The sequence below is a fragment of the Pedobacter petrophilus genome, assembly GCF_009674725.1.
GTDB lineage: Bacteria > Bacteroidota > Bacteroidia > Sphingobacteriales > Sphingobacteriaceae > Pedobacter > Pedobacter petrophilus.
In genome coordinates this window covers 70646-83937 of sequence record NZ_WKKH01000008.1, presented here as the reverse complement: position 1 = coordinate 83937, position 13292 = coordinate 70646, and the positions used below count along the sequence as shown (strand labels likewise).

Here is a 13292-nt window from a genome sequence, read left to right as displayed (position 1 = left end):
CCCTACTACTGGTTTACTAAAAAAGTATTTCCATTTCAATCGGGTTTAGAACGCAAAACATGTGCTGCTATTTAAGTTTGTATCGCTAAATGCCTATGCAAATTTCTTAAAGCTTATTTCCTGTTATGCCAGCTGTAAGCAATGAAACAACTATCGCAATGCCAAAGCTAAGTAAGGTTCCGATTAATACGTATTCTGTTAGTTTTAAGTCGTGCGCTTCTTTTAAATCTCCGAAACGGAAAATAGATTTCGCTCCAAGCAAAAACCCAACAGCTTCAAAATGATTGGTTAATATAAAAACGAAAATTAACACACGTTCTAAAATTCCAATATATTTTCCTGCATTTTGCAACGATTTAGGGCTTTCATCATTACTTTCGGGTAGCCACTTCGCAATAATCACTTTCATCATTATTGACGTAGGCATAGTTAAAAACAACACACCTGAAATTAAAATCCAGGTTTTAGTTTCATTTAAATAACTGCTATCTAAATACCCATTATAAAAAATATGCCATATCCATATCATGGAGCCAAAGTGTAAAACCTGATCAGCAAAAAATAAGATTCTGGCATTCTTTTTAGTCTGAAATACAGATTTTAAAGCATCAATCCCTAAATGAATTATACCGATACTTAAGGCTACCTTCCAAATACCAAAATCTAGAAACACTAGAAATATCAATGCCACATGAACCAGTACATGTAAATAAAGTTTGCCTGATTTTAGCTTCTTAGTTTCTTTGTCTTTTACCCAGGAACCTGGTTGAAGAAAAAAATCTCCAATTAAATGGGCAATTACAAGTTTAATTAAAATAATATCCATTATTTGGTTAATATTTGGTTCAATTTTTTACGAAACAACCTATCCATATCTATCAATTCTGAATAATGCGCACGCTTTAAAGCCTCGCTTACAGACGATTGTGTTCTTCCCGAAATAGCAGCCAGTTCACTTTGCAATAAATTCTCGTGTTCTAACGCAAGCTTTACCATTTCTGCTGCTACAATTCCCCAACTATCCATTGCAATCAATGCAAGCCTGATCATTATATTAATTTCTTCATCAAAATCAGGAAAATCAGTTTTGATCGCCAAATTAACTTTTGCCTGTTTTAAACTATCAAATGCAGCACCAGAGTTCACAAAAGCATCTCCATCAGATTCTGAAAGCTTTTTCCGCTTACTCTTAATAGCTCCAACACCTATGCCCATTCTCACATCAGCTGGCTTATTTATCCTGATACATGCCTTTAAATAAGCAGCGGTCTTAATCGCATTTTCGGGTTCAACCTCCACCTGAAAGCTATCCCCCCTATATATCTCCCATTTGCTATTCTGCCTGGAGACTAGCTTTAAGGCACTTTTTAAATCAGCTAACCAGCTGTCCTTCAATTTTCTGGATCCTACAATATCACCTGTTATAATGCAAATCATCTTACTAAGATATCCTTAAATTTCTAATTATACAAAAATTATCGGCTAATTACCCGATATTTAGGATTATCGGCTAATTACCCGATATTTAAGATTATCGGCTAATTACCCGATATTACTATAAAACTTAAAGCCTGATTTGTTGTTTACTATGCATGGCATTAATCGAATTTACCAAAAGAGGCATTTATTGTAAGCAAGGAGACTTCTATGTAGACCCTTGGTGGCCGGTAGATTATGCCGTAACTACACATGGGCATAGCGACCATGTTAGGTTTGGCAACAAATATTACCTATGCCATACACTCACCAAACCTATTATTAAACGCCGCATTAGCGAAGATTTAAACGTAGAAACTTTAAACTACGGTGAAAGTATTGTTCGCAATGGTGTAGATATATCGTTTTATCCTGCTGGTCATATCATTGGTTCTGCACAGGTTCGTTTAGAATATAAAGGGGAAGTATGTGTTATCTCCGGTGATTATAAAACGGAAGATGATGGTATTAGTGATGTATTTGAGCCTGTTAAATGCCACTCTTTTGTTTCTGAAAGCACTTTTGGTTTGCCTGTTTATAAGTGGCAAAAACAAGATGCTGTTTTCAATGGTATCAAAAACTGGGTTAGTGATAATATAGACGCACAAAAAACAAGTGTATTAATTGCTTATAGCTTAGGGAAAGCACAACGACTGATTAAAAACCTTGCTGGTAATGTACCCATTTACGTGCACAACAGCATTGCAAACTTAAATGAGGTGATTATTAATGCTGGTGTTAATTTGCCTGACACCATTCGCATTATGCCAGAAACCACCAAAGATGAGTTACAAAAAGGGATTGTAATTGTTCCTCCGGCGATGAGAGATAGCCGTTGGATTAAAAACTTATCACATCCTGTAACTGGCATTTGCTCAGGATGGATGCAGGTTCGTGCACACCGACGATGGCAAAGTGCAGACGCGGGCTTTGCTTTAAGTGATCATGCAGACTGGCCCGGATTAATGGATGCTATTACAGCAACGGGAGCAGAAAAGGTTTATGTAACGCATGGCTTTACTGCCGCATTTAGTCGGTTTTTAAACGACAGCGGTATTGAATCAGAAGAAGTGATGACCAAATTTGGCCAGGAAGACGATGAAGAGAATAAAGTAGATTTAGCCGAACAAAACGATAATAAATAGATTATGAAACGTTTCGCCAGGTTAATTCAAAAGCTCGAACAGAGCAATAAAACGAATGATAAAATCACTGCATTGGTAGATTATTTTAACGATGCAGATGATAAAGATAAAATTTGGGTAATTGCACTTTTTACGGGTAAAAAACCCAAACGCCCGATTAAATCAGCATTACTTAAATATTGGGCCATCGATATTACACAAACACCCGAATGGTTATTTTCTGAAAGTTACGCTAACGTGGGCGATTTAAGTGAAACCATTGCCCTGCTCCTGCCGCCTGCCGAAAATACATCAGATCTGCAATTACATAAATGGATTGAAGAGCTGCACGATTTAGAAGGGAAAGATGATGAAACAAAAAAAGAATTCATCTTAAATGCCTGGAATCACCTGGAAACACAGGAGCGCTTTATTTTTAATAAACTCATTTCAGGAAATTTCAGAATAGGGGTTTCCAATAAAATGCTTGTGAATGCTTTGGCTAAACAAAGCAGTTTAGATAGTGCTCAGATCATGCATAGCATTATGGGTAAGTGGAATCCATATGAAATTACCTTTCATGAACTGATCAACGGTGTTCACGTGAATACTGATAATTCCTGGCCTTACCCCTTTTGCCTCGCTTATGCGCTGGAACAGGAACCCGAAAAGTTAGGCGATATTTCAGAATGGCAAGCAGAATGGAAATGGGACGGCATCCGCGGACAGATTGTGAAAAGAAATGGTGAACTTTTTATCTGGAGTCGTGGAGAAGAATTGGTAACAGAACAGTTTCCTGAGTTATATTTTTTAATTGATGTTTTACCTGACGGCGTTGTAATTGATGGAGAAATCCTCGCCGTACAAGATAAACAGGTTTTATCTTTCAGCACTTTACAGCAACGTTTAAATCGTAAAACAATTAACAAAAAGCAATTGGAAGATGCTCCTATAGGCTTTTTTGTTTATGATATTTTAGAGTTTGAAGCTAAAGATTTTCGTGAACACCCTTTAAGCGAAAGAAGAGCAGTCTTAGAACAGTTAATTGGAAATTTAGAAGAAAGCGCTGTAATACTTTCTCCGGTAATTAACTGCAAAAGCTGGGAAGAACTGGCAGAGTTGAGGCAAACCTCACGCTCCATTAATAGCGAGGGGATTATGCTTAAAAAGCTGAGCTCGCATTATCACAGCGGCAGAAAACGTGGCGATTGGTGGAAGTGGAAGATTAACCCCTATACCGTAGACGCGGTAATGATTTATGCCCAGAAAGGGAGCGGCAGAAGAGCAAATTTCTTTACAGATTATACCTTTGCCGTTCGGGATGGAGAAAATTTAGTCACCATTGCAAAAGCTTATTCGGGATTAACGGATAAAGAAATTAAAGAAGTAAATTCATTTGTAACTAAAAATGCCATTGAAAAATTTGGACCGGTACGTACTGTGAAACCAGAATTAGTTTTCGAAATTGCATTCGAAGGAATTGCCGAAAGTAAAAGGCATAAAGCAGGATTAGCACTTCGCTTTCCACGCATTTTACGTTGGAGAAAAGATAAAAAGGCTGATGAAATTAACACACTGGAAGACTTGAGGCAGCTATTAGAATCTACGTTTTAAAAACTTTATTATGAAAGGAAAGAAACACCCTACAACATTAGCGATTTAGTAATCTCATAAAAACGATTTAAATTAGTTCCCCATATCAACATGGATCAAACCAAAACCAAAGGTTATAAAAAGATAAAATCCTGGCTGAAATTAAATAAGCGCAAGCCTTTTCAATTTCAGGAGGATGCCTGGCAATACTATCTCAATGGTTACAGCGGTTTGGTAAATGCCCCAACTGGTTTTGGTAAAACGTTTTCTTTGTTTTTAGCAGTGGTTATTGAGGCTTTAAATGCATCCGAAATAAATAACAAAAAAGCAAAAGATCGTTTACAACTCATCTGGATTACGCCGCTCAGATCGTTGGCGAAAGATGTAGCCAGAGCCATGAGAGAAACTTTACTCGAGCTGGATTTAGACTGGCATGTAGGCGTAAGAAATGGTGATACCTCGCAGGCAGAAAAGGTTCAGCAGAAGAAGTCAATGCCCGAAATTTTATTAATTACACCAGAGAGTCTGCATCTACTCCTGGCACAAAAAGGTTCCTCTACCCTATTCAAGAACTTAAAATGTATTGTTGCCGATGAATGGCATGAACTGCTAGGTAGTAAACGTGGTGTATTGGTAGAACTTGCTGTATCGAGAATAAAAGGATTACAAAAATTAGAGAAAAACCAATTTTTAAGGGTTTGGGGAATTTCTGCAACCATCGGAAATATTGAAGAAGCACTTGATGTTTTAGAACCAAACCTGGAAGCTAAACGGATTATTGTAAAAGCAGATTTAGAAAAAAAAATCATTATCAAATCCATCATACCTGATGATATTGAAACCTTGCCATGGGCCGGCCACCTGGGTTTGAAATTAGCTTATAAGTTATTACCCATCATCGAAAAAAGCAAAACAACCTTAATCTTCATCAATACCAGAGGGCAGTCTGAGATGTGGTATCAACATTTACTAAACCTCGAACCAGAACTTGCAGGCAGGATTGCCATCCACCATGGCTCCATTGATTTTGAACTCCGAAACTGGATCGAAGATGCCTTACACACCGGGCAATTAAAAGCCGTAATCGCAACTTCTTCGTTAGATTTAGGAGTAGATTTTAAACCTGTTGATACAGTTGTACAGGTAGGATCACCAAAAGGGGTCGCCAGGTTTTTGCAACGTGCCGGCCGCTCAGGTCACTCCCCTCACGAAGTTTCTAAAATTTATTTCCTGCCAACGCATGCTTTGGAATTAGTCGAAGCAGCAGCGATTAAAGAAGCCGCTAAAAATAATAATATAGAAAGCCGTGAACCATTTATTATGGTATTTGATACTTTGGTTCAATACCTGGTTACGCTTGCCATTGGAGACGGTTTTGATGATAAAATTATTTTTGAGGAAATCAAAAATACCCATGCCTTCAAACTGATTTTGCCGGAAGAATGGTCATGGGTAATGCAATTCATTACTTCAGGTGGCGATAGCTTAGGCGCTTATAATGAATTTAAAAAGGTTACGAAAGATGAAGATGGACTTTGGAAAGTTAAAAGCCGGCAATTAGCGATGCGTCATCGATTACATATCGGTACCATTGTAAGTGATGCCATGTTAAAAGTCAAATTTCTTTCTGGTGGTTATATCGGCATGGTTGAAGAATATTTTGTTACCCGCCTGAAAGCTGGCGATAATTTCAGATTAGCCGGGCGGGTATTGGAATTTGTTCAGGTGAAAGACATGACTGTTATTGTTAGAAACAGTAAACAGAAAAATGCCATCTCTCCAAGCTGGAATGGGGGCAGATTGCCACTCTCATCAAATCTGGGTGCTGTTTTACGTAGAAAATACAATGAAGCACTTGACAAAACCCATCAGGATGAGGAACTTGACTCCGTTTATCCGCTATTTTTACTGCAGGAAAAACGATCGCATGTACCTAGAAATGATGAATTACTGATCGAATTAATTAACAATAAAGAAGGGTTTCACCTTTTTGCATATCCTTTCGAAGGAAGATTGGTTCATGAGGTTTTAGCAGCTTTGGTCGCTTATCGTTTAAGTAAATTACTACCAATTAGCTTTTCCATCGCAATGAACGATTATGGCTTTGAACTCTTAAGTGAAACTGAAATCCCTATGGATGAATCCATCGCTTACGAAGTATTTTCGCCCAAAAATTTAACAGACGATATTACTTTAAGTATTAATTCAACAGAAATGGCCCGAAGGAAATTCCGGGATATTGCCTGTATATCTGGTTTGGTTTTCCAGGGTTATCCGGGAAAATACGTAGCCAATAAACACCTCCAGTCATCTGCAGGTTTATTTTTTAATGTTTTTAGTGATTACGACAAACATAATTTACTTTTGCGCCAGGCATACGATGAAGTATTTTACCAACAACTGGAAGAACCAAGATTAGCCGCTGCTTTGGACCGGATTCAGAACGGAGCAATTATAATTACCAATCCTGAAAGTTTCACGCCATTATCTTTTCCAATTAAAGTTGATAGTTTAAGAGAAAATATGAGCTCGGAAGAATTGGAACAACGAATCGCCAGAATGAAAGCCGAATCAGAGAAAATTATATAAATCACCTGTCATGATGAGCTTGTCGAAACACCTCAAAAGTCCTTCGACAAGCTCAGGATGACAATAGGAAAAAATACAATGACCATAACAAGCCACGGGGAAGAACTGATTTTAGATAAGGAAAGGGCTTTATACTTACCAAAACACCAACTTTTAGCCATTAGCGATTTGCATCTGGGTAAATCTGCTCACTTTCGGCAAGCAGGTGTTCAGGTGCCATCTACCATAGCACAAAGCGATTTACATCGCTTAAGTTTACTTATCGAAAAATATAAGCCAGAAACGTTATTGATCAACGGCGATATGTTTCATCATGGCTTAAACGCCGATATTGATGACTTTGCAGTTTGGCAAAAGCAATATCAGAACCTCCATCTGTTACTGGTAAAAGGAAATCACGACCGGCTAACTTCTGCAGATTATGCAGCCATGCATATTGAAATTCATGAACCAAGTTTTTGCTTAGGTCCCTTTTGTTTTATTCATGATGCTCCGCAAAATACTAAAGAAGAACTTTATCCCATTAGTGGCCATATCCATCCGGGGGTAACCATTGTTGGAAAAGCAAAACAACGCCTAAAATTCCCTTGTTTTTATTTTGGCAATGAATATGCAGTCTTGCCCGCATTTAGCTTATTCACAGGACTATACAACATTTACCCTAAAACAAAAGAAAGAATTTTTGCAGTAACGCCTGGTAATGTATTAGAAGTTTAGCTACCGATTCGAATCTATAACTTGCTTCAGCTGTGCTGCCTGTACCACCCCACTTTGTCTCCATAATTGTTTACCCCCTTTAAATAACATTAAGGTAGGAACACTTTGTACATTATATGCCGATGCTGCACCTGGATTCTTATCGATATCAACTTTGATGATGGCAACAGCATCGCCAACCTGACTTTTCAATTGCTCCAAAATTGGTTTCATCATTTTGCAAGGGCCACACCACTCGGCAAAGAAATCGATTAGAACAGGTTTTTCGCTATTTATTAATTCCGAAAATTTAGACATATTTACTATTTACTATTTACTATTTACTATTTACTATTTACTAAAAACAATAAGCAATTCGAATGGTTTGGAGAAGTTACGCTTGAAATAAAAATGCTCCAATCCATAAAATATGAATCGGAGCGTAGATAACGTTTTTATGAGCCTCGGCCTCGTGAATTTTATTTTTAAATCTCTCTATTAAAATCCCAGTTTTCCAGATAGTCTGCAACCCTGCGAACGAACATCCCGCCTAAAGAACCATCAACCACTCTGTGATCATAAGAAAGTGAAAGAAACATCATGTGGCGAATAGCAATTACATCGCCATGTGCTGTCTCTAAAACTGCAGGTTTCTTTTTAATGGCACCAACAGCCAAAATGGCTACCTGAGGTTGGTTAATGATTGGCGTACCCATTACATTCCCGAAAGAACCAACATTTGTTAACGTGAATGTTCCCCCTTGAGTTTCATCAGGTTTTAACTTGGAATTTTTTGCCCTTAAAGCAAGGTCGTTTACGGCCTTAGTTAAACCAACCAGGTTTAATTGATCCGCATTTCTAATTACAGGCACAATAAGGTTACCGCTTGGTAAAGCAGCAGCCATGCCGATATTAATATCCCGCTTCTTAATAATTTGTGTTCCGTTAACAGAAACATTAATCATAGGGAAATCTTTAATTGCTTTTGCTACTGCCTCTATAAAAATCGGGGTAAAAGTAATTTTTTCATTTTCGCGCTTCTCGAAAGCATTTTTCACCTTATTGCGCCATAGTACCATATTGGTTACATCGGCCTCTACAAATGAAGTTACATGAGGTGAAGTCGTTTTACTCATCACCATATGATCTGCGATAAGTTTTCGCATTCTGTCCATTTCAATAATCTCATCCCCACCGGAAACCGATGTTGTGGATGGTTTACTTGCACCAGGAGGATCAACTTTAGGCGGCGAAGGCATTTCGACCACAGGAACAGAAGTTGAAGCAGATACAGGCGATGGAGGAACTTGACTACCTCCATTTTTATTCGCAATATAATTTAATAAATCATCCTTGTTTAAACGGCCATCAGCACCAGATCCTTTGATTGCATCCAATTCTGAAACCGGGATATTTTCTTGAGAAGCAATGCTTTTAACCAATGGAGAATAGAACCGGTCTGAGGCTGAAAAATTAGCTGGTGCAGTTACATTTTCTACCGGAAGTTGTGCAATACCTGGAATAGGCGCTGGCTTTTCTTCAGGAGTGGCGGGGGCAGTTGCCTGGTCTTCCGCCTTTGATTCAGAAGTTCCCTCAGTTTCTATAATTGCAATCACATCACCTACTTGCGCAACGTCATTTTCCTGAAATAGTTGTTTGACCAATTTACCAGCAACAGGCGACGGTACTTCAGAGTCAACCTTATCGGTTGCAATCTCTAAAATAGTATCATCTAAATCAATAGTATCACCAGGCTGTTTTACCCATTTAATTACCGTTGCTTCGGCAACGCTCTCACCCATTTTTGGTAACAATAATTCGTATTGAGCCATATTAAACTAAAGTATATTATATTGGTATTGCCACAAAAATACAGTTTTTATTCTTTCAACCCGTCTTCCTTAAGTAGATTTAAGAGCATCGTTAATGCCGATGCAGCAGAACGTTCGATATTTTGAATACGTTTGTTGCTGAAGGTGAACACTTTAGCTACCGTTTTATTTTTATTTGAAATGGCAATCCAAACTGTGCCCACCGGCTTATCATCTGTTCCACCATCCGGCCCTGCTATGCCGCTTACCGCAATGGCGTAATCTGTTTTGAAATGTTTTATAGCACCTTCTGCCATTTCTTTTACTGTTTCCTCACTCACGGCACCAAACTGATTCAGCGTACTTTCCTGAACCCCGAGAATAGATTCTTTTAATGCGTAAGCATAAGCCACTGCCCCACCCCAATAAACTGATGAACAGCCAGGATGTTGTGTAATCAAATGGGCAATATAACCACCTGTACAACTTTCTGCGGTCGATAGTGTCACTCCACGATCTTTCATTATATTTAAAATCGCTTTTTCAAACGGAACATCTTCATCAACAACAACAAACTTCTGAATTTTCGATATGATTTGTTTTGCATAAACTTCAACCTCTTGATTCAAAGTTGTGTCGTCAGTTCCTTTGGCAGATAAACGCAAACGCACCTGTCCTAATTTCGGTAAGTAAGCCAGTTTAATATGATCTGGAAGGATATCTTCGATTTCTTCAATTTCCTTTGCCAGGAAAGATTCTCCAATGTTCGCGGTTAAAATAGTTTTGTGAACAATTGATGGTAATGTAAATCTGGATTTGATTCTGGGTAAAATCTCATCATCCATTAAATACATCATTTCAAATGGAACACCTGGCATTGAAACGAATATTTTATCATTTTGTTCGAACCACATACATGGCGCGGTTCCGTTCTTGTTTACAATGACCTCGCAACCATCAGGAACGTCTGCCTGCTGAATATTGATATCTATTAATGGCCTATTGTATTTTTTAAAAATAGAGGTGACCATTTCCAGTGCACCTGCATCACTGCGAAAACCCATACCGAAATACTTCGCCAGCGTCTTTTTCGTAATATCATCTTTTGTTGGCCCCAAACCTCCGGTAATCAAAATCAGATCGGCCCTTTCCTCTGCCTGCGCAAGTGAAGACAGGATATGCGCTTCATCATCAGAAACTGAGGTAATCTGTTTGACAGAAACACCAATTAGATTTAGCTGTTTAGCCATCCAGGCAGAATTGGTATCAACGATTTGGCCAATGAGTATTTCATCACCAATGGTTATTATTTCAGCTAACATAAATTTATTGATATGTGTTGTAAAAACCTTGTCTCTTGCTCAGTTTTAAATCTTGCAAAATTGATGCCTTTACTTTAAGTGTTAACGAATAACTTTTATAAGCTCCGTATGGTACCCAGTTAACACTCATATCCCAGCAATGCAAATCACGGTAAATTCCAATGTTCATTGGCGTTAAACCATTATTTTGAAAGTCATATCCCGAATTGAAAGTCACCTTCCATTTGGGTGTCAGGTTTAAATCGCCATTAAAGTTAAGTGTATTACTTGTCCTGCTTACGCCTAAATCATTGGAATACTGAAAGCTATAAGAAAATGAAAAATTCCAGGGAATGTTAAAATCAACAAAGGCATTTGGATCACGGCTGATAGCAGAAAGTTGCTCAGACTGTAGCGGAGATAAACCTTTATTCTTGGCTGTTTCATTTAATTTATCATTTGCTTCATTTTTTTTCTTTAATGCTTCCGGATTTAGACTGTAATCAAACGAGAAGCCTATCGATGTTAATCTGGCCAATCTGCCTCTTTTTAACAGATAGGTGTTACTTCTAATGTATACGGGAGTTCCATCAGCATTTCTGATGATGTTATTGGCCGCATCTCTTGATTCTTCAATGTCGTAAGGATCAAATGTACCATTATAGTTTATACCCAATTTATCTGTAAACTGTGAGCGTCCACTAAAACCTAGGGTAGAAAGTTTATTTCTTGTTGCTAAGAAATTATAAGAGCCGTTAATGCTCAACCCCTGGATAATCGGAATTTTTCGTTCTCCTGTACCTGTTGTATCTTTGCTCGATTTCACTTTTAACTCAACAGTATTATCTACGCCAAATCCTATTGAAGCGCTTTTACCGGAAAAAGATCCTTGATAAGCCATTCCCTGAAAAGTAGAATAAGTAAGTGGAATACCGTTGGCATCAACAATAGGCCGATCATTCTGATCGATTATAGCTTCAAACGGTCCCTTTCCTGCTCTGGTAAAATCCGGAGAATAATTGAAAGATACATTCGGTGTCATTACATGTCGCAAGGCTTTAATGTTTCCAAGATTTTTGAAAACCTTCAAACCGTAAATTTTAGTCGACATGCTGGTCGATAGATTATAACTACCTGCCCTTTTGAAACCACTAATGGTATCAGTTCTCGCTGTATAAGTATCATCGGCAAACCTGGTGTAGCGGTTACGAATAGACTGAAAATTCCAAACCTCATTATAGGTACCACCGAGTGAAAAGTTTAGATATTTCAATGCCGTGAAAGACATATTTACGGGAATGTTATGAGAGAAACCCGATCGTAATCGCTTCAATCCATCATTTTGAAATAATAAACTATCCTTGGTATCAATTGCGTTCGTTCCTAATAAGGCATACCCAACGGTAATTTTCTGATACCATTTTTGTTCTCCAACCCTTGTTTTTGAATCAAAGGGGCTAAATGTTGGAACGTTAAATGTAGCTTCCGGCAATCTGATGGAAACATCTCTGGTACTCAACGTTTGGTTACTCGTCATGGATAACGAGTAATTCATATTGTTGGAGAATGTTCTGGCATAACTGATACTACTATTAGTAGTGTTGTTTGCAATAGCCCTGATATCGTAAGTTTGGTTGGCTGCTGTATTGGTGTAATAACTGCTTGATGTAATGTTTACACTCGCACTAAAAGTTGTTCCCGGGTTTGCATTTGCATTTTGAGAGTGGGACCACCGGATACTAAAATCTTTATTCGGATTTTCAAACGCTTCTGTACCTTCGAGGCCGTTTTTGACACTAGCATAATTGATACCAATGTTACCCGAATACTTATATCGCTTGATATACTGCGAGTTTACACTGGTTTCATAGGAACCATTGGTGTAGATACTCCCTAAAAGTTTTGCATCCCAATAATCATTTAATCCAAGATAATAACCGCCATTTTGAAGGAAAAATCCTCTTGTGGCATCTTCCCCCGGTGAAGGTAGAATAATACCAGAGGTTCTTTTATTCGGTTTGGGAAAAAAGGCAAATGGCAGGCCCAGTGGCGTAGGGATATCCTCGATAATCATATAAACCGGACCAGTAATGATCTGCTTTTCGGTCACCACACCTTTGGATATCATTAAACCAAAGTGCGGGTGTGGTAAATTACAAGTACTGTACATTACATTTTTAATGTGCAGTTCATCATCAATTTGCTTTTTACTTTGCCCGCCAGAGAAGAAACCTCCCTCCTGCTCGGAAAACACACCAAAAACTTTTGCACGAGTGGTTTCCGAATTATAATAAATCGAATCTGCAATTGCTGATCCTTCGGCACCAGACTTAAAAATCGGCTTGCCTACATATTTATTTGTTTTAGGATCCGTCCTTCCACTGGCAAAAATTACTTTTTTTTCAGAGTCGTATCGAATAAAATCTGCATCCAGTTCAAAATCACCATAGAGTACCCTGGCGTTGCCATATAAGTAAATGATACTCTTGTTTTTACTGTATTTCACCGAGTCGGCTTTATACTCCACTTTTTGATCCAGACCACTGGTATTTTTGGATTGTTTTTTGGAAGTATCCTTTTTAGAAGTGTCTTGCTGGATGATCTGCTGCAATGAAAAACGGGAAAACGCGTTAGCTTTACCAACAGCAAGTGTTAATAAAATGACAGAAATTAGTAAAATAGAGCTCTTAAGAAGTTTCAAA

10 protein-coding genes are annotated in these 13292 nt (G+C 38.2%); 4 read left to right on the top strand and 6 right to left on the bottom strand.

Going from position 1 to position 13292, the window contains the following annotated elements; genetic code table 11:
• Positions 1 to 106: 106 nt before the first annotated feature.
• On the bottom strand, positions 107 to 826 hold the full coding sequence (locus tag GJU39_RS07300) for a DUF3307 domain-containing protein (RefSeq protein WP_154280110.1): 720 nt from the start codon (positions 824 to 826) through the stop codon (positions 107 to 109).
• Positions 826 to 1437, bottom strand: a complete 612-nt coding sequence (locus tag GJU39_RS07295) for a SatD family protein (protein ID WP_154280109.1) — start codon at positions 1435 to 1437, stop codon at positions 826 to 828. Before GJU39_RS07295 ends, GJU39_RS07300 begins: the two co-directional genes overlap by 1 nt.
• Positions 1438 to 1592: 155 nt before the next feature.
• Here GJU39_RS07295 and GJU39_RS07290 point away from each other — a divergent pair, with 155 nt between their 5' ends.
• From GJU39_RS07290 to pdeM, 4 genes are all read left to right on the top strand, one after another.
• Positions 1593 to 2621 (top strand): ligase-associated DNA damage response exonuclease, encoded by a 1029-nt coding sequence (locus GJU39_RS07290; RefSeq protein WP_154280108.1) that lies wholly within the window; start codon positions 1593 to 1595, stop codon positions 2619 to 2621.
• A gap of 3 nt (positions 2622 to 2624) precedes the next feature.
• A complete protein-coding gene (locus GJU39_RS07285) occupies positions 2625 to 4214 on the top strand; it encodes an ATP-dependent DNA ligase (RefSeq protein WP_154280107.1) in 1590 nt (529 codons plus the stop codon).
• Between the two features lie 90 nt (positions 4215 to 4304).
• Complete coding sequence (locus GJU39_RS07280; RefSeq protein ID WP_154280106.1) at positions 4305 to 6782, top strand: ligase-associated DNA damage response DEXH box helicase; 2478 nt, start codon at positions 4305 to 4307, stop codon at positions 6780 to 6782.
• Positions 6783 to 6860: 78 nt separating this feature from the next.
• On the top strand, positions 6861 to 7499 hold the full coding sequence (pdeM, locus tag GJU39_RS07275; RefSeq protein WP_154280105.1) for a ligase-associated DNA damage response endonuclease PdeM: 639 nt from the start codon (positions 6861 to 6863) through the stop codon (positions 7497 to 7499).
• Here the strand turns inward: pdeM and trxA are convergent, their stop codons facing one another.
• From trxA to GJU39_RS07255, 4 genes are all read right to left on the bottom strand, one after another.
• Positions 7500 to 7796: a thioredoxin gene (trxA, locus tag GJU39_RS07270; protein ID WP_154280104.1), complete on the bottom strand. Its 297-nt coding sequence runs from the start codon at positions 7794 to 7796 to the stop codon at positions 7500 to 7502.
• A gap of 167 nt (positions 7797 to 7963) precedes the next feature.
• Entirely contained in the window at positions 7964 to 9310 is a 1347-nt protein-coding gene (locus tag GJU39_RS07265) for a dihydrolipoamide acetyltransferase family protein (RefSeq protein ID WP_154280102.1), read from the bottom strand.
• 47 nt (positions 9311 to 9357) lie between these two features.
• Positions 9358 to 10611, bottom strand: a complete 1254-nt coding sequence (locus GJU39_RS07260) for a competence/damage-inducible protein A (RefSeq protein ID WP_154280100.1) — start codon at positions 10609 to 10611, stop codon at positions 9358 to 9360.
• A gap of 4 nt (positions 10612 to 10615) precedes the next feature.
• Complete coding sequence (locus GJU39_RS07255; RefSeq protein ID WP_154280099.1) at positions 10616 to 13291, bottom strand: putative LPS assembly protein LptD; 2676 nt, start codon at positions 13289 to 13291, stop codon at positions 10616 to 10618.
• Between the last annotated feature and the right edge of the window lies 1 nt (position 13292).